This is a genomic window from Albimonas pacifica, assembly GCF_900113695.1.
Lineage (GTDB): Bacteria > Pseudomonadota > Alphaproteobacteria > Rhodobacterales > Rhodobacteraceae > Albimonas > Albimonas pacifica.
The window spans coordinates 227,861-245,678 of the sequence record NZ_FOQH01000003.1 but is presented as its reverse complement, the minus strand read 5'-3'; the positions used below and the strand labels follow the sequence as shown (position 1 = coordinate 245,678).

At 72.6% G+C, this 17,818-nt stretch carries 16 protein-coding genes; 13 read left to right on the top strand and 3 right to left on the bottom strand.

Annotation, left to right across the window (positions count from 1 at the left end):
• Nucleotides 1–460: 460 nt before the first annotated feature.
• The 9 genes from BM064_RS06885 to minE all read left to right on the top strand — a co-directional run bounded on the left by BM064_RS06885 (nt 461) and on the right by minE (nt 10,694).
• A complete protein-coding gene (locus BM064_RS06885; RefSeq protein WP_245779080.1) occupies nt 461–1,129 on the top strand; it encodes a TetR/AcrR family transcriptional regulator in 669 nt (222 codons plus the stop codon).
• A 344-nt stretch (nt 1,130–1,473) separates the two neighbouring features.
• Nucleotides 1,474–3,798 (top strand): CaiB/BaiF CoA-transferase family protein, encoded by a 2,325-nt coding sequence (locus BM064_RS06880; protein ID WP_092859017.1) that lies wholly within the window; start codon nt 1,474–1,476, stop codon nt 3,796–3,798.
• 62 nt (nt 3,799–3,860) lie between these two features.
• The gene (locus BM064_RS06875; RefSeq protein WP_092859016.1) at nt 3,861–4,712 is read left to right on the top strand and encodes an enoyl-CoA hydratase; all 852 of its coding nucleotides are present in this window, start codon (nt 3,861–3,863) and stop codon (nt 4,710–4,712) included.
• Between the two features lie 13 nt (nt 4,713–4,725).
• Nucleotides 4,726–5,844, top strand: a complete 1,119-nt coding sequence (locus BM064_RS06870) for a phosphotransferase family protein (protein WP_245779079.1) — start codon at nt 4,726–4,728, stop codon at nt 5,842–5,844.
• A gap of 320 nt (nt 5,845–6,164) precedes the next feature.
• Entirely contained in the window at nt 6,165–7,433 is a 1,269-nt protein-coding gene (locus BM064_RS06865; RefSeq protein ID WP_177236185.1) for an acyl-CoA dehydrogenase family protein, read from the top strand.
• A gap of 240 nt (nt 7,434–7,673) precedes the next feature.
• Entirely contained in the window at nt 7,674–8,549 is an 876-nt protein-coding gene (locus BM064_RS06860) for a glycine-rich protein (protein ID WP_177236169.1), read from the top strand.
• Nucleotides 8,550–8,869: 320 nt separating this feature from the next.
• A complete protein-coding gene (gene minC, locus BM064_RS06855) occupies nt 8,870–9,565 on the top strand; it encodes a septum site-determining protein MinC (protein WP_245779078.1) in 696 nt (231 codons plus the stop codon).
• A 23-nt stretch (nt 9,566–9,588) separates the two neighbouring features.
• On the top strand, nt 9,589–10,404 hold the full coding sequence (minD, locus tag BM064_RS06850; protein WP_092859012.1) for a septum site-determining protein MinD: 816 nt from the start codon (nt 9,589–9,591) through the stop codon (nt 10,402–10,404).
• The gene (minE, locus tag BM064_RS06845; protein WP_342741357.1) at nt 10,401–10,694 is read left to right on the top strand and encodes a cell division topological specificity factor MinE; all 294 of its coding nucleotides are present in this window, start codon (nt 10,401–10,403) and stop codon (nt 10,692–10,694) included. Before minD ends, minE begins: the two co-directional genes overlap by 4 nt.
• Before the next feature lie 186 nt (nt 10,695–10,880).
• On the opposite strand, the gene BM064_RS06840 is transcribed toward minE, so the two are convergent.
• The 3 genes from BM064_RS06840 to BM064_RS06830 form a co-directional block, all read right to left on the bottom strand.
• The gene (locus BM064_RS06840; protein WP_092859010.1) at nt 10,881–12,425 is read right to left on the bottom strand and encodes a class I adenylate-forming enzyme family protein; all 1,545 of its coding nucleotides are present in this window, start codon (nt 12,423–12,425) and stop codon (nt 10,881–10,883) included.
• Nucleotides 12,426–12,506: 81 nt separating this feature from the next.
• A complete protein-coding gene (locus tag BM064_RS06835) occupies nt 12,507–14,063 on the bottom strand; it encodes an acyl-CoA synthetase (RefSeq protein ID WP_092859009.1) in 1,557 nt (518 codons plus the stop codon).
• 56 nt (nt 14,064–14,119) lie between these two features.
• Nucleotides 14,120–14,746, bottom strand: coding sequence for a TetR/AcrR family transcriptional regulator (locus BM064_RS06830; RefSeq protein ID WP_177236168.1), 627 nt, complete (start codon nt 14,744–14,746; stop codon nt 14,120–14,122).
• A gap of 159 nt (nt 14,747–14,905) precedes the next feature.
• Between BM064_RS06830 and BM064_RS06825 the strand changes: the two genes are divergently transcribed.
• Genes BM064_RS06825 through BM064_RS06810 form a run of 4 tightly spaced genes read left to right on the top strand, consistent with a single transcriptional unit; the run spans nt 14,906 to nt 17,795 of the window.
• Entirely contained in the window at nt 14,906–16,090 is a 1,185-nt protein-coding gene (locus BM064_RS06825) for a lipid-transfer protein (RefSeq protein WP_092859008.1), read from the top strand.
• A gap of 4 nt (nt 16,091–16,094) precedes the next feature.
• A complete protein-coding gene (locus BM064_RS06820; protein WP_092859007.1) occupies nt 16,095–16,550 on the top strand; it encodes a MaoC family dehydratase N-terminal domain-containing protein in 456 nt (151 codons plus the stop codon).
• A complete protein-coding gene (locus tag BM064_RS06815; protein ID WP_092859006.1) occupies nt 16,547–16,954 on the top strand; it encodes a MaoC/PaaZ C-terminal domain-containing protein in 408 nt (135 codons plus the stop codon). Before BM064_RS06820 ends, BM064_RS06815 begins: the two co-directional genes overlap by 4 nt.
• A gap of 13 nt (nt 16,955–16,967) precedes the next feature.
• Nucleotides 16,968–17,795, top strand: a complete 828-nt coding sequence (locus BM064_RS06810; RefSeq protein WP_092859005.1) for an SDR family NAD(P)-dependent oxidoreductase — start codon at nt 16,968–16,970, stop codon at nt 17,793–17,795.
• The last annotated feature ends 23 nt before the right edge of the window (nt 17,796–17,818 follow it).

The window sequence follows — 17,818 nt, the reverse complement described above, 5'->3', positions numbered from 1 at the left end:
CCGGAACGGGGTCCGCCGGCGCTCATGCCCGCCGCGCCGCGGATGCCTGCCGTCGCCGCGCCGCGGATGCCTGCTGTCGCCGCGCCACGGCCGGGCCGCGCGCGGTCGCGTGTCGCCACGCCCATCGTCGTTCTCCTCCCGCAAGCCGCGGGGTTGGCCCCCGTCTGGTTCGCGTCTCCTGCCCGCCTCCGACCGAGGAACGATTCCTGACGGTCGACAGGCTGACGCTTGTCAGGCTACAGAGGGCGCCATGGAGCGTCAAGCCGCCTGCCGGCCGGTCGGGAAGATCGGGGCGGGCGGGGGACGCGCCGGCGCCGCGCTTGCGCCGCCCCGGGGCGGCGCCTAGGGTCGGCCGCCTGGCACAGCGGATGGGGATCTCGTGACGGCGAGACGGTCGACATCGGGGGGCGCGGGATCAGGGGGCGCCGGCGCGGCCCCGCCGGCGGAGCTGACCGAGGCGGTGGTCGAGGGCATCCAGAACCCCGACCTGGTGCAGATCCGGCGCGACCAGATCTGCGACGCGGCGCTGGACCTGTTCCTGGAGAAGGGCTTCGCCTCGACCACGATCCGGGACATCTGCGCCCGCTCGGGGGTCAACCAGGCGAGCCTCTACGACTACGTCGCCAACAAGCACGACATCCTGCGCAGGCTGCTGAACAAGCTGTGGTTCCGCACCGACGCCCCGACCCTGCCCGAGATGCTGGACGCCCGCCCGGGCGAGCCGCTGGAGCAGGTGCTGGTCGACTACCTGCGCCAGTTGTGGGGCACCAACCGGCAGGGGATCCTGCTGTCCTACCGCGCCGTGCCGCATCTGCGCGACGAGGACCGCCGCGCCATGCACGCCCGCGAGAAGCGGATGCTGAGGGAGCTGGCCGTGCACCTGCGCCGGCTCGCCGGCGTGCCCGAGGACGATCCCCATCCCGAGATCCTGTCCAACCTGATCATCTTCATGACCGCCTTCGGCCCGATGCGCGACTGGCTCAACAAGGGCGCGGACCCCGACGTGCTGCTGCGCACGGTGGCCTTCTCGGTCGCGGCGATGGTCGAGCGGCTGGCGGCCGAGGCCGGCGCCGCCGACGCCCCGGCCGCCGCCGGGGCGCGCAGCGCGGGCGCGGCGCCGCAGGGCTGATTCTCCCGCCCCGGCCGTCCCGGCCCCTCGCGCGCCGCCCGCGCCGGATCGCGCCGGCCGGCGCCCCTGCCCTGCCGGGGCCCGCGCGGCCCCGCGGCGGCCCCGCGGCGGCCCGGGCGAGGCCCCGGGCGGGCGAGGTCGCAAGGGAGGCTGATCGTCGGGCCTTGATTCCTGACAGCTGTCAGGCATACCCTCGGCGCGAAACCGCCCCGGCCCCCTGACGGGCCCGAGAGGTCGGACGCACACAAAGGATCTGGGAGGATCTCCATGCCGCGGCCAGCCCCGCAGGCGCGCCCGCTGGGCGCGCTCGACCGCCCGACCACCCCCGCCCCGGACGCCCTGCCATGAGCGCGCCGCTGAAGGGCCTGCGCGCCGTCGAGATCGGCGGCGGCGTGGGCGGCGCCTGGTGCGGGCGGATGCTCGCCGACCTCGGGATGGAGGTGATCCGGGTCGAGCCCGAGGGCGGCGATCCCCTGCGCCGGCGGCGCGAGGTTCCCGACGATCCCGCCACCGAGGGGCTGCTGTTCGCCTGGCTCGACCATGGCAAGACCCCGGCCGCGGGCGGGCTCGACGCGCTGATCGCGGGCGCGGACCTGCTGATCCTGGGCGAGGAGGCCGCGCGCCCCGCGCCGGCCGCGAAGCCCCGCGCCGCCACGCTCGACCTGCGCTGGTTCACGGGCGGCGGCGCGCTCTCGGACTGGAAGGGTTCGGACGCGGTGGTGCAGGCGCTGATCGGGATGATCCACATCGTGGGCCCGGTCGACGAGGCGCCCCAGCAGCTGGGCGACCTGCAGGCCGCCATGGTCGGCGGGGTCTGCGCGCTGCACGCGGGGCTCGCGGCGCTCTACGCCGGCGGCCGGCACCGGGAGTTCGAGGTGGGGATCCTGGAGGCGAACCTGTGCCTCGCGGAGCTCGCCATGGCCGACGCCATCGGCTACGGCCGCCCCTGCGAGCGCAAGGGCGTGAACCGGTTCTTCCCGACCTGCCCCGTCTCGTCCCACCGGTGCGCCGACGGCAAGTGGCTGGGCATCACCGTGCTGACCCCCGCCCAGTGGGCCGCCTTCTGCGAGATGCTGGAGCTGCCGGAGTGGGCGACGGACCCCGACCTCGCCACCATCCAGCTCCGCGGCGAGCGGGTGGACGAGATCGAGCCGGTGATCGACGCCCGCCTCAAGACCCGCGCGGCCGAGGACTGGGCCGCGCTGGGCCGCAAAATGCGGGTGCCGATGGCGGTGGTGCCGGACGCGGAGATGCTGCTCGACCATCCCATCTTCGGGCCGCGCGGCCTGATGGGCGAGATCGAGGCCGGCGGGCGGCGCCTGACCGCGCCGCGCTCGCCGATCCGGGTGGCCGACACCGGGGACGGGTTCGCGCCGCTCGACGTCTCCGCCGCGCGCGACGCGGCCCCGGGCGAGCCGCTGACCGGGCTCCGGGTCGCCGATTTCTCGATGGGCTGGGCGGGGCCGCTGATCACGCGGATCCTCGCCGACCTCGGGGCCGAGGTGATCAAGATCGAGGCCGGGCGCTACCCCGACTGGTGGCGCGGCACGCTGTGGGATGCCGAGAGCATCGCGCGCGGCCAGTACGAGGAATCCCGCCGCTTCACCGCGCTCAACCGCGGCAAGAAGAGCGTCAGCCTCGACCTGACCACCGCCGAGGGCAAGCGCCTGGCGAAGGCCCTGGTCGACGCGAGCCAGCTCACGGTCGAGAACCACGCCGCCACGGTGATGGAGCGGCTGGGCATGGGCTGGGAGGGGCTGTCGAAGGGGCGCGAGGACCTGGTGATGGTCTCGGCCTCCGCCTTCGGCTCCGGCAACGCCTGGTCGGACACGCGCGCCTACGGCTCGACGCTCGAGCAGGCCTCGGGCCTGCCGTCGTTCCGCGGCGACCCGAGCTGGCCGCCGGCGATGGGGCATATCGCCTACGGCGACCCGATCGGGGGGCTCTACGGCGCGGCGGCGGCGCTGGCGGCGCTGGTGCATCGCACCCGCGGCGGCAAGGGCCAGTGGCTGAACCTGAGCCAGGTGGAGTGCCTGGTGCCCTTCGCCGCCCCTGCCATGCTGGCCCGCGGCGCCACCGGCGAGGAGCCGGCGCGGATCCGCAACCGCCATGTCGCCATGGCGCCCCACGGCCTCTACCCCGGCGCGGGGGAGGACCGCTGGATCCATGTCGCGGCGCAGGACCAGGCCGCCTGGGAGGCGCTGGCGCGCGAGATCGGCAAGCCGGAATGGGCGGTCCTCGACCTCCCCGCCCGGCGGGCGCGGGAGGACGAGATCGACGCCGCGATCTCCGCCTGGAGCACGACGCGCGACATCCACCGCACGGCAGAGGCGCTGCAGGCCGCGGGCGTGACCGCCGCCCCGGTGCTGACGCCCGAGGAGACGCTGGAGGACGCCCATTTCGCCGCCGTCGGCGCGCATCTGGACGTCGAGCGGCCCCATATCGGGCTGCAGCGCCAGTTCGCGCTGCCGATCCTCGAGGAGGGCCGGCGCAAGCCGCCCGTGGGGCCTGCGCCGCTGCTGGGCGCGGACACCCACGCGGTGCTGACCGGCATCCTGGGCGTGGACGAGGCGGGCTACCAGGCGCTGGTCGCCTCGGGGGTGATCAGCCTCAAGCCCACCGCGCTGCGCGCCGCGGCCCCCGCCGCCGCGCCGGTTCCCGCCGAATGACCGTTCCGCGCCCCGCGCCGCCGCCGGCGCGGGGCGCGCCCCCCCGTGCAGGAGATCCCCCGATGAGCTTCCAGGAGATCCTGGTCTCGACCGCCGCGTCGGTGACCACCATCGCCCTCAACCGTCCCGACCGGCTGAACGCCTACACGCCCACGCTGGCCAACGAGCTGCAGACCGCCGTGCAGCAGGCCGGCGTCGATCCCGACTGCCGGGTGATCGTGATCACCGGCGAGGGCCGCGGCTTCTGCGCCGGCGCCGACATGGGCGTGCTGGAGAACGCGGTCGCCTCGAAAGGCACCTCGGAGAGCAAGCCCAACGGCTCGGCCGCGCCTGCGGGCGACCCGCGCTTCTCGGCCGCCCCCGGGCCGGCGCTGGGCGACGTCTACGCGGGGCGCTTCGGCTATCTCTACGCCTGCCCCAAGCCGGTGATCGCCAAGATCAACGGGCCCTGCGCGGGCATCGGGCTGATCCTCGCGCTCTACTGCGACCTGCGCTATGCGGCCGAGGAGGCCAAGTTCACCACCGCCTTCGCCGCCCGCGGGCTGGTGGCCGAGCATGGCATCGCCTGGCTGCTGCCGCGCCTGGTGGGGGAGGCGAATGCGCTGGACCTGCTGTTCACCGCCCGCAAGTTCACGGGCGCCGAGGCGCAGGGCCTGGGCCTGGTGAACCGCGCCGTGCCGGGCGAGAGCCTCGACGCGCTGGTCGACGGCGTGGCGCAGAGCATGGCGAAGGAGGCCTCGCCGCGGTCCATCGCGGTGATGAAGCGGCAGGTGCGGGCCTCGTATTTCCAGAGCTTCGGGGAGAGCCTCGCCATCGCCGACGCCGAGATGAAGAAGAGCTTCGAGAGCCCCGACTTCGGCGAGGGCGTGAAGAGCTTCGTCGAGCGTCGCCCCCCCGCCTTCCCGGCGGTGTGAGGCGGAGATGTCCGTGACCACCGCCCCGAAGTCCTCGGGCTCGCCGCAGGGCGACGGCGACACGCCGCGCACCGAGGCGCCCTCGGAGATCCACCGCTTCGACGCGGACGCGCTCGCGGCCTGGCTCGCGCCCCATGTGCCCGAGGCGGGCGAGGGGCTCGAGGTCGCGCAGTTCCAGGGGGGGATGTCGAACCCGACGTTCCTGCTGACCGGCGCCCGGGGCACGCGCTGGGTGCTGCGCAAGAAGCCGCCGGGCAAGCTGCTGCCCAAGGCCCATGCCGTCGACCGCGAATACCGCGCCATGGCGGCGATGGAGGGCACGCCGGTCCCCGCGCCGAAGATGATCGCCTATTGCGACGACCCGGGCGTGATCGGGGCGGAGTTCTACGTGATGGAACATGTGGCGGGTCGGGTGATCCCCTCCGCCGCGCTGGCGCCCATGAAGCCCGAGCACCGGCGCGAGGCCGCCTTCGCCCTGGTGGATTCGCTCGCCGACCTGCACGCGGTCGACTGGCAGGCCAAGCTCGAGGGCTTCGGACGGCCCGGCGGCTATCTGGTGCGCCAGACGGCGCGCTGGGCGGGGCAGGTGGAGGCGTCGAAGGACGTGCTGCCGCCCGACATCGACTATTCCGACCTCGACTGGCTGCGCGGCTGGCTGGAGACGCACGCCCCGAACGCGCGCGACGAATCCACGGTGGTGCATGGCGACTACCGCCCCGGCAACGTCATCCTGCACCCGACCGAGCCGCGGCTGCTGGCGATCCTGGACTGGGAGCTGTGCACCATCGGGCACCCGCTCTCGGACCTCGCCTACCTGCTGCGGCCCTGGCGGATGCCCGCGGACTCCCCCGACCGGGTGGATCCGGAGGCCGACGGGATGCCCACCGAGGCGGAGATGATCGAGCGCTACCGCCTGCGCTCGGGCCGCGAGCGGATCGACGACTGGGCGATCTTCATGGCCTTCTCGATGTTCCGACTCGGCGCCATCGCCATGGGCGTGGCGGCGCGGGCGGCGCAGGGCAACGTCAGCTCGGCGGGCGTCGACCCGCGGGCGATGTGCGACCGCGGCCGGGCGATGGCCGCCGCCGGTCGCCGCGTGGCCGAGGAGGCCGACGCGGCCGCGGGCGGCTGAGGCCGCCTGCAGACGTCTCGCGGACCGGCGCGGCAGCCGGTCCGCGGGGCGTTGGTTCCGGCCCCCGGGCCGGCCCCCGACCCCCGCCCGCGAACCCGGCCCCTGCGGCGACTTGCCGACCGGCCGACAGGCAACTTGACGGCGAGCGCGGCGCCCCCTAGCGTCGCATCCGACGTCCCCCGGGGCCCTTCGACAAGGCCCGTCCCGGACCAGCCGACAGGCGCGGTCCCAACACGCAAAGGCGCCCTCCGACGGCGCCCATCTCTGGGAGGAGATCCGTGAAACATTCCCTGCCCCATCCGGACATCAACGACCTCACGATGTCGGAAAAGGTCCGCCCGCTGCTGGACAAGGTGATCCGGCACGTGCGCGACAACTGCGACCCCGTGCTCGAGGAGTTCCAGAGCCTCGACGCCCAGAAGTCCGACCGCTGGAGCTGGCACCCCCGCCAGCTCGAGATCATGGAAGAGCTCAAGTCCAAGGCCAAGAAGGACGGCCTGTGGAACTTCTTCCTGCCCAACGCCGAGACCGGCGAGGGGCTGTCGAACCTCGACTACACCTACATCGCGGTCGAGCTGGGCAAGAACCCGCTCGCCTCGAAGTCGCTGAACTGCTCGGCCCCCGACACCGGCAACATGGAAGTGCTGGAGCGCGTGGGCACGCCGGAGCAGAAGGAGAAGTGGCTCAAGCCCCTTCTGAACGGCGAGATCCGCTCCTGCTTCGGCATGACCGAGCCGGACGTCGCCTCCTCAGACGCCAAGAACATCCACACCCGCGCGGTGCTGGAGGGCGACGAGTGGGTGATCAACGGCGAGAAGTACTACATCTCCGGCGCCGGCGACCCGCAGTGCAAGATCATGATCTGCATGGTCCTGACCGACCCGGACGCCGAGCCCTTCCGCCAGCAGTCCCAGATCCTGGTGCCGATGGACACGCCCGGCGTGAACATCGTGGGCCCGATGTGCGTCTTCGGCCATGACGACGCGCCCCACGGCCACATGCACATCAAGCTCGAGAACGTGCGCGTGCCCAAGGAGAACATCCTCTGGGGCGTGGGCAAGGGCTTCGAGATCTCCCAGGTCCGCCTGGGCCCGGGCCGCATCCATCACTGCATGCGCTCGATCGGCTCGGCGGAGAAGGCGCTGGACCTGATGATCTCGCGCGGGCTCAACCGCCAGGCCTTCGGCAAGCGGATCATCGATCTCGGCAAGAACATGGAGACCATCTCCCGCGCCCGGATCGAGATCGAGGCGATGCGCCTGATGGTGCTGAAGGCCGCCAAGGCGATGGACGTGCTGGGCAACAAGGAGGCCCGGGTCTGGGTCTCGATGGTCAAGGCGATGGTGCCCGAGAAGTGCTGCCAGATCATCGACCAGGCGATGCAGGTGCACGGCGCGACCGGCGTGTCGCAGTGGTCGCCGCTGTCGGAGATGTACACCAAGCAGCGCACCCTGCGGCTCGCCGACGGCCCCGACGAGGTCCACCACAACGTCATCGCGCGCGCCGAGGTGAAGGACTTCCAGTCCTCCAACGACCGGCAGTCGGCGATGAAGAACACGCTGGGCGGCAAGCTGTTCGAAGGGCCGTGAGGCCTGCGCGGGCGGTCTGAGCGCCGCCTGCCGACGAAGAGTCAGACGCCCCGCCCGGGTCCTCCGGGCGGGGCGTTTCGTTTGCCGCGGCCGCGCGCGGCGCCCCGGACCGCGTCGCCGCCCCGCCCCCGCCGCGGAGACCCCCTCCTGCGTCGCCGAAATCCTCCGTTGCGGAACGTCAGGCAGACGATTAATAAAAAATGAAGTTGCGTATCGTCGTTCATGCTTGAGGGGAACGCTATGAAGTTGAATATGTTGGCAGGTCTGGCCGCGGCGACGTTCGCCGCAGCGAGCCTGGCGGCGACGGAGGCCGAGGCGCTCGCCATCGATTTCGGCTACACCGGCGCCGCGCAGAGCTGGGTCGTGCCGGATTCGGTCGTCTCGATCCAGATCGAGGTCTGGGGCGCCTCGGGCTACACCGCGCAGCTCAACGCCGGCGGCGAGGGCGGCTACACCATCGGCACGCTGAGCGTGACGCCGGGCGAGATCCTGTGGATCGTGGTCGGCGGCCAGGGCCTTTCGGCGGGCACGAACCCCTCGATGCCCGCGGGCGGCGGCTTCAACGGCGGCGGGGACGGGCTTACCAACTCGACCTCGAACGACGCCTACGCCGGCGGCGGCGGCGGCGGGACCGACGTGCGTCAGGGCGGCGATGCGCTGACCGACCGCGTCATCGTCGCCGGCGGCGGCGGCGGCGCCACCGGCAACAGCGGCTCGCTCGGCGGCGATGGCGGCGGCCTGAGCGGCGAAACCGGCGGGTCCGCCGGCGGAGACAGCTTTCCAGGCGGCGCCGGGGGCACGCAGACCACCGCGGGGCTGAACGGCGGCTTCGGCTTCGGCGGCAGCGCGACGCTCGCCCAGACCCCGTGGAACGGCGGGGGCGGGGGCGGCTGGTACGGCGGCGGCACGTCCGAGGCGCATGCCGGCGGGGGCGGCGGGTCCTCCTACATCGGCGGGGTGATCGACGGCGAGGCCCTGCGCGGCGGCAACGTCGGCGACGGCATGGCCCGCTTCACCTACGAGATGGCCGCCCCGGTGCCGGCGCCCGCGGCCGGCCTGCTGCTGGCGGGCGGGATCGCCGCGCTCGGCGTCCTGCGGCGGCGCAAGGCGGCCTGACCGGCCCTTCGCAGCCCCGAGATGCGGCGCCCCGCCCGGACCACCGGGCGGGGCGCTTTCGTTTCCGTAGCAGCGCCGGAGCCCGCCGGGACGGCCGCAGGTCGCCGAGGGGGCGGCGAAATCCACGCTGTGGATCGACTTGCCGAGCGGCGGAGCCGGCGCCCTCGGGCAAGGGTGGCGAAGCGGGCGCGGAACGGGTAGAGATCGAAGCAAGAGCACCCGAAAACAGGGCGCCAAGCAGGCAAGCAGGTTCGATAGTGCAATCGACAAGTGCGCGGTCCGCCGCGACGGAACCGGCCGTCGCGGGCAAGCGGCTGCAGGTGCGTGGACGTTTCCTCACCGCCGTGGCCCTGCCGGTCGGCGGAGCGCCGGGCGCGGGCTATCTCGCGGCGCTGGACGATCTGCTGAAGCAGTCGCCCGGCTTCTTCTCGGACGCCCCGCTGATCCTCGACCTCGCCGAGGCCGAGGGGCTGGACGCCGAGGCGGGCTTCGCCCAGCTGCTGGCCGGGCTGCGGACCCGCGGCATGGTCCCCTTCGCGGTGCAGAACGCCTCCGACCGCCAGAAGGCCGCCGCCGCGGCGGTGGGGCTGACCGCGCTGAGCGCCGGGCGCGAGGCCGCCCTGCCCCGCAAGTCGGCCGAGCCGGAAGCCGCCCCCGAAGCGATCCCGCAGCCGGAGGAGCCCGTCTCGACCACCGTGCTGGTGACGGAACCCGTGCGCTCCGGCCAACGGATCTATTCCGAGCGCGGCGACGTGGTGGTGGTGGGCTCGGTCGCCTCGGGCGCCGAGATCATCGCCCACGGCAACGTCCATGTGTACGGCCGCCTGCGCGGCCGGGCGCTCGCGGGGGTGCATGGCGACGAGAGCGCGCGGATCTTCGCCCAGAGCCTGGAGGCCGAGCTGATCGCCATCGCCGGTCTCTACAAGACCTCCGAGGAGATCGGCGACGCCTTCGCCCAGCGCCCCGTCCACGCGTACCTGGAGGACGACGCCCTGCGCATCGTCCCCCTGAAGTGACCCAACCGAGAGAGAGAACCAACGTGGCCAAGATCACCGTCGTGACCTCCGGCAAGGGCGGCGTCGGCAAGACGACGTCGGCCGCCGCCATCGGGGCGGGCCTCGCGATGCGCGGGAAGAAGACCGTCGTCATCGACTTCGACGTCGGCCTGCGCAACCTCGACGTCATCATGGGCTGCGAGCGGCGGGTCGTCTTCGACTTCATCAACGTCATCCAGGGCGAGGCCCGGCTGAAGCAGGCCCTGATCGCCGACCGGCGGCTCGACAACCTGTCGATCCTCGCCGCCTCGCAGACCCGCGACAAGGACGCGCTGACCACCGAGGGCGTGGAGAAGGTGCTCGACGAGCTCTCGCAGGAGTTCGACCACATCGTCTGCGACAGCCCCGCGGGGATCGAGCGCGGCGCCCACCTGGCGATGTATTTCGCCGACGAGGCGATCGTGGTCACCAACCCCGAGGTCAGCTCCGTGCGCGACAGCGACCGGGTGATCGGGCTGCTGAGCTCCAAGACCCGCCGCGCCGAGAAGGGCGAGGAGCCGGTGAAGGCCCACCTGCTGCTGACCCGCTACGACGAGGCCCGCGTGACCCGCGGCGAGATGATGAAGATCGAGGACGTCGAGGAGATCCTCTCGATCCCCCTGCTGGGCATCATCCCCGAGAGCCCGGCGGTGCTGAAGGCCTCCAACGTCGGCACGCCGGTGATCTTCGACGAGAAGACCCCGGCCGCGAAGGCCTATTCCGACGCCGTGGGCCGCCTTCTGGGCGAACAGCTGGAGATGCGGGTGCAGCCCGGCGAGCGCCGCGGCCTGTTCCAGCGGATCCTGGGACGGACGGCATGAGCATGTTCGGCTTCTTCCGCCGCAAGCCGCAGCCCGACGGCTCGGCCGACGCCGCCAAGGAGCGCCTGTCGATCCTGCTGGCCCATGAGCGCACGGGCCGGCAGGGGCCCGACGTGCTGCCGATCATCCAGCGCGAGATCATGGAGGTGATCCTGCGCCACCTGAAGATCGGCAAGGACAACGTCGACATCCGCATCGACCGGGGCGACGATTTCTCGACGCTCGAGATCAACATCGAGCTGCCGGAAGCCGGCGGCGCGAAGCCCAAGGCCGCCTCCTCGGCGCGCTGAGACGGGGCCCGCGGTCGCGATCCTCGAACGAGGCGCGCGAGACGACGTCGCCCTCTGCGCGCCCCGGACCTGCCCCGGAGCCTCGCGCGTCCGGCAAGCGGCGAGAGGCCCCGGATCAAGTCCGGGGCGCCCTTCGTCGCGGGCGGCGAGCGCACCTCCGGCGGGATGCCCCGGGACCGCGCCGGGTCAGCCCTCGGCAGGTTCGGCGACCGAGAAGCGCTCCACCAGCAGGAACTTCTGGACCTTGCCGGTGGGGGTGCGGGGCAGCGCCTCGGTGTCGAAGAGGAAGCGCTTGGGGGTCTTGAAGCCGGCCATGCGCGCGCGGCAGTGGGCCTCGAGCGCTGCGGCGTCGACGGCGCCCGGCGTCGCCACGATCAGGGCGGTGACCGCCTCCCCCCACATCGGATGCGGCAGCGCGAAGACGGCGGCGTCCTGCACGGCGGGGTGGTCGAGCAGCACCTCCTCGACCTCGGCGGCGTGCACGTTCTGGCCGCCGGTGACGATCATGTCCTTCTTGCGCCCGCGGATCGTGAGGTAGCCCTCGGCGTCGATGGACCCGAGGTCGCCGGTATGGATCCAGCCGTTGCGGAAGGTCTCGGCGGTCTTCTCGGGGTTCTGGAAATAGGCGGTGGTGGCGTTGGGGGAGCGGCCGACGATCTCGCCGGTCTCGCCTGCGGGCAGGTCGCGCCCTTCGTCGTCCACCACCTTCACGTCGGCGAAGAGCACGGCGCGCCCGACCGATCCCGGCGCCCGCCTGCGGTCCTCGGGCGTCGAGGCGACGAGGGCGCCGGTCTCCTGCATGCCGTAGTATTCGTAGACGTTGGGGCAGAGGCTCGCCTCCGTCGCCCGCCGGATCGGCTCGGGCAGGGAGGAGCCGGCGAAGACCACGGCGCGCAGCGAACTCAGGTCCGCCTGCACCTCGGCCTGCGCGGTGAGCAGCATGGCGGCCATGGTGGGGACCAGGTTGACGATGGTCGCGCGCTCGGCCTCGATGGCCTTCAGGACCGCCACGGGGTCGAAGTTCATCAGCACGTTGGGCGCCTGGTAGACCATCGCCGCCCCGATCCAGGCGAAGCCGACCCGGCCGAAGGCGGGGAACACGGTCATCATCACGTCGCCCGGGGTGCAGTCGAAGCCGATGAACATCGGGGCCAGCGTGGCGTTGTTGTAGTGCGAGAGCAGGTAGGATTTCGGCAGGCCCGTCGTGCCGGAGGTGAGGTTGAAATAGAACGGGTCCGCCTCCTCGACCTCCACCGGCGGCGGGGTCGGCGCCCCGTCCGCGAGGAACGCCTCGTAGTCGCGGGCCGAGGCGTCGCCGTCCGCGGCCCCGATGCGCACCCGCAGGTCGCGGCCGTGGGCGCAGGTTCCGGCGGCGGCGGCGAAGCGGTCCTCGTAGATCAGGCCGCGGGCGCCCATCGCCGCCATCAGCCCGTCCAGCTCGGGCGGCGCGAGGCGGTAGTTCAGCGGCACGCCGACGATGCCGGCGCGGGCGAGGGCGAAGTAGACCTCCACGATCTCGGTGCGGTTCGAGATCAGGAAGGCCAGCACGTCGCCCTTGGCGAAGCCGGCCGCGGCGAGCGCGTTGCCGAGGCGGTTGGCGCGGGCGTCGAGCTCGGCGTAGCTCGCGCGCCTCCCGGTTCCGGCGCAGACCACCGCGGTGCGCTCCCCCCCGCGGATCGCGGCGGTCGAGAGCAGGCTTCCGGGCAGCATCTTTCCAAGGGCCCTATCCATGGTCTTCCTCCCTGACGGCGCGTCTTCGCGCGCCTGAAATCGGGCCGGGGGGCGGTTCGCCCGCCCTCCCGGCCGGGTCGTTCAACCGACGTTGCGCTGCGCCTTGTCCCACCAGGGGGCCCGCAGGTCGCGCTTGAGGATCTTGCCGGCGCCCGACAGCGGCAGCGGCTCGGCCCGCAGCTCGACCGAGCGGGGGGCCTTGTAGTGGGCGATGCGGGCGCGGCAGTGCTCGATCAGCTCGGTCTCCGAGACCTCGACGCCGGCGGCGACATGGACGACGGCGTGGACCTGCTCGCCCCAGTGCTCGTGCGGGATGCCGATGACGGCGGCCTGGGCGACGGCGGGGTGGAGGGCGAGGGCGTTCTCGACCTCGACCGAATAGACGTTCTCGCCGCCGGTGATGATCATGTCCTTCACCCGGTCGACGACGTAGACGAAGCCGTCCTCGTCGAGATATCCGCCGTCGCCGGTGTGCATCCAGCCGCCCCGCAGGGCCGCGGCGGTCTCCTCCGGGCGCTCCCAGTAGCCCATCATCACGATGTCGCCGCGCACGCAGATCTCGCCGACCGTGCCGGTGGGAACCGGATCGTCGTCGGGGTCGACGATGCGCACCTCCGCCCCCAGCGTGGCCCGGCCGGCGGAGCGGTGGCGGCCCTTCGCGCGGCCCTCGCCGACATGCTCCTTCCAGTGCAGGACGGTGGCGATGGGCGAGAGCTCGGTCTGACCGTAGGCCTGGGCGAACTCGACCCCCGGCAGGGTCTTCATGGCGCGGTCGAGCACCGCCTCCGAGATCGGCGAGGCGCCGTAGGCCACCCGGCGCAGGGAGCTCAGGTCGTAGTCCCCCGCCCGCGGGTGGTCGACGAGCATCTGGATCATGGTCGGCACCAGCAGGACGTCGGTGACCTTCTCGTCCTGGATCGCCTTCAGCACCGCTTCGGGCGCGAAGGCCCGGATCATCCGGTTCGAGCCGCCCGAGAGCAGCAGCGAGACCATCGCCGCCCCGTTGGCGAGGTGGAACATCGGCGCGGCATGCAGGTAGGTGCAGTCGGCGCCGAACAGCCCCTCGGCCAGCGCGTTGAAGGCGTTGGCGGTGAGGTTGCCGTGGGACAGCATCACCCCCTTGGAGCGTCCGGTGGTGCCGCCGGTGTAGAAGATCCCCGCCAGGTCCGAGGCCTTGCGCATCGCATCGGGGATCGGGTCGGAGGCGGTCGCCAGCGTCTCCCAAGGCGTCATGCCCGAGGGCGCGGCGTCCGCGTCGGCATAGACCAGGGCCATGCCGGGGAAGTCGGCGGCGATCTCGGCGCCCAGCTCTGCGAAGGCGCGGTCGACGATCAGCACCTGCGCCCGGCAGTCCTCGAGCGCGTCGCGGTTCTCGATCGCGCTCCAGCGGACGTTGAGGGGGACGATCACGGCGCCGGCCCAGGCGGCGGCGAGATAGGCCTCGAGGTAGAGGTCCGAGTTCAGCGACAGGATCGCGACCCGTTCGCCCTCGTCCGCGCCCAGCGCGCGCAGGCCGCCGGCGGCGCGGGCGACGCGCGAGGCGACCTCGCCCCAGGTGCGGCGTCGGCCCTCGAAGCCGGTGGCGACGCCATTGCGGTTGATCTGCGCCAGCCGGCGCAGCCCGTGCGTGAGGTTCATCCTTTTCCTCCCTGGAAGCGCGCGGAGCGTCTGCCGGCCCCGTCGCGCGGGTCTTGTCAGTCGGTCGCGAGTCCCTTCGTGAGCCGGTCCGCGAAGTCGTCCACCACCGCCTGCGGGCTCATCGGCCCGTCGTCGCGGTGCCACTGGCCGATCCAGTTCAGCGCGCCGCCGATGACGAAGGCGGCCATCTTGGGATCGCAGGGGCGGATCGAGCCGTCCTCGATCCCCGCCGCGATCCAGCTGCGGAAGGCGGCGTCGACCTGCTTCTTGCAGGCCGAGATGCGGTCGCGCTGCTCGGGCGTGAAGTCCCGGTCGTCGAAGCGGATCAGGCAGCGCCCGCGCGGGGTGGTCATCAGCAGGCCGTAGTCGCGGATCAGCGCCCGCAGGCGGGTCAGCCCGTCGCCGGGCCCCGCCTCGATGCGCGCGATGGCCTCGGCCGCCTGCTCGAAGCCCGCCATCCAGCAGGCGAACAGGATCTCGGTCTTGCCGGCGAAGTAGTTGTAGAGCGCGGGCTTGGTGATGTGCAGCCGCTCGGCGACCTGGTTGAGGGTCACGTGGTGGTAGCCCTGCTCCAGGAACAGTTCGAGCGCGGTGTCGAGGATCGCCTCACGCTTGGCCGAGCGGTCGCGGCGGCGCCGCTCGGGCGTCGGGAAGGGCGAGACCTGGCCGGTCGCTGTGCTCATCCGCGCTTCGTCTCCTGTGCCGTGGCCGGGGCCTGACTCGCCGCCCGCATCATGGCGCCGAGCGCGCCCGTTGACCATCGCGGCAAGTCGATTTATTACCCATGGGTAATCAAATGTCCACGGGTAAGAATCGCCCGGGACCGCCAGGGAGGGCCCAGGATGGCCGGCAAGGTTCAGGTGGCGGGCGTGGGGATGATCCCCTTCGCCAAACCGGGGGCGAGCGCCCCCTATCACGCGATGGGGGCGGAGGCGGCGCGGCTGGCGCTGGCGGACGCCGGCATCGACTACGCCGACGTGGGCCAGGCCTATGTCGGCTACGTCTACGGGGATTCGACCTGCGGGCAGCGGGCGCTCTACCAGGTGGGCGCCACGGGCATCCCGATCGTGAACGTGAACAACAACTGCTCCACCGGCTCGACGGCGCTGTTCCTCGCGCGCCAGGCGGTCGAGTCGGGCGCGGCCGACTGCGTGCTGGCCCTGGGGTTCGAGCAGATGAACCCCGGCGCGCTGGGCGCGTTGTTCCACGACCGCGACAACGTCTTCGCCGCGTTCGACGCGGCCACCGACGCGCTGGTGGACCAGCCGGGCGTGCCGCTGGCGCTGCGCTATTTCGGGGGCGCGGGCCAGGCCCACATGCGCCGGCACGGCACGCCGCTTTCGAGCTTCGCCAAGATCCGCGCCAAGGCCTCCCGCCACGCCGCGAAGAACCCCAAGGCGGTGTTCCGCAAGGAGGTGACGGCCGAGGAGGTGCTCGCCGACCAGGTGATCTGGCCGGGCGTGATGACCCGGCTGATGGCCTGCCCGCCGACCTGCGGGGCGGCGGCGGCGGTGCTGGTCTCGGAAGCCTTCGCCGAGCGCCGCGGCCTCGACCGGCGGGTCGCGATCCGGGCGCAGGCGATGACCACCGACACGCCCTCGACCTTCGAGGCGGGGGACATGATGCGGGTGGTGGGCTACGACATGGCCCGCGCCGCCGCGGACCGCGTCTACGAGGCGGCGGGCGTGGGGCCCGAGGACCTCGACGTGGTCGAGCTGCACGACTGCTTCGCCCATAACGAGCTGATCACCTACGAGGCCCTGCGCCTGTGCCCCGAGGGGGGCGCGGAGCGGTTCATCGACGACGGCGACAACACCTACGGCGGGCGGGTGGTGACCAACCCCTCGGGGGGGCTGCTCTCGAAGGGGCATCCGCTGGGCGCCACGGGGCTCGCGCAGTGCTACGAGCTGACCCGGCAGCTTCGCGGGACCGCGGAGGCGACGCAGGTCGAGGGCGCGCGGCTGGCGCTGCAGCACAACCTCGGGCTCGGCGGGGCCTGCGTGACCACGCTCTACGAGCGGAGCTGAGACCATGCTCGACGCCTCCGCCGTCGGCCACGCCTCGACCCCGGTCGAGGCGGCGGTCGAACCCGGGCGCCTGCGCGCCTTCCTCGACGCGATCGGGGAGACCAGCCCGGTCTACCGCGACCCGGCGGCGGCGGCGGCGGCGGGCTTCCGCGGCCTGCCCGTCCCGCCCACCTACCTGTTCTGCCTGGAGATGATGGACGCCGCCGACCCGTTCGAACTGCTCGGGGATCTCGGCATCGACCTCTCGACCATCCTCCATGGCGAGCAGAGCTTCGCCTATCACGCGCCGGCGGTGGTCGGGGACCGGCTGCGCTTCGCCTCCCGGGTCGTCTCGGTGACCGAGAAGAAGGGCGGGGCGCTGGTGCTGGTGGGGGTCGAGACCGCCGTGACCACCGACGCGGGGCTGCCCATCGCCGACTGCGCGCGCACCATCGTCGTGCGCAACGGGAGGCCGCGATGAGCGCCCCCTCCCTCGCGGTCGGCGACCGCCCCGTGGCCAAGACCTGCCCGCCGATCACCCGGACCACGCTGGCGCTCTACTGCGGGGCCTCGGGGGACCACAACCCGATGCACGTCGACCTCGATTTCGCCCGGGCGGCGGGGTTCGAGGACGTGTTCGCCCACGGCATGCTGGTGATGGCCTACCTCGGCCAGGCGCTGACCGACGCGGTCCCGCCGGAGCGGCTGCGCGCCTTCTCGACCCGGTTCGTGGCGATCACCGCGCTCGGCGACGAGATCCGCTGCGAAGGCGAGGTGGTCGAGATCCTGGAGGGGGACAGGGAGCGGCTGGCCCGCCTCGTCCTGACCGCCCGCGACCAGGCGGGTCGGGAGAAGCTCGTCGGCGAGGCGCTGGTCGCCGTCTGAAGAGGGGGGAGAGATGGGAAAGCTCGAGGGAAAGGTGGCGCTGGTCACCGGCTCCGGCCGCGGGATCGGCCTCGCGATCGCGAAGAAGCTGGCGGGCGACGGGGCCCGCGTGGTGGTCAACGACCTCGACCCGGAGCCGGGAGAGGCCGCGGCCGAGGCGATCCGGGCGATGGGCGGCGAGGCGGTCGCGGTCAACGGCTCGGTCGCCGACCCGGCCTTCCCGGCCCGGTTCGTGGGCGAGGCGATGGAGCGCTGGGGCGGGATCGACATCCTGGTCAACAACGCCGGCTACACCTGGGACGCCACCATCGGCAAGATGACCGACGAGATGTTCCAGGCGATGCTGGACGTGCACCTGGTGGCCCCGTTCCGCATCCTGCGCGCGGCCTCGGAGCCGATCCGGATGCTCGCCAGGCGCGAGGCGCAGGAGGGGCGGGAGGTGTTCCGCAAGGTGGTGAACATCTCCTCGATCGCGGGACTCTACGGGAACGCGGGGCAGGCCTCCTACAGCTCGGCCAAGGCCTCGCTGACGGGGCTGACGCGGACGCTGTGCAAGGAGTGGGGGCGCTACAAGGTCAACGTGAACTGCGTGGCCTACGGGATGATCGAGACCCGCCTGACCCAGCCCATCGAGGACGTGCAGAAGACCATCGACGTCGAGGGGCGGGCGATCCGGGTGGGCATCCAGCCCGAGCTGATCGGCGCCATGCAGCGGATGATCCCGCTGGGCCGCCCCGGCACGCCGGAGGAGGCGGCGGACGCGGTCTATCTCTTCTGCATCCCGGAATCGAACTACGTCAGCGGCCAGGTGCTGGTCTGCGGCGGGGGACTCCTGCTCTGATGCGGGCGGGACGCGAGGGAGGA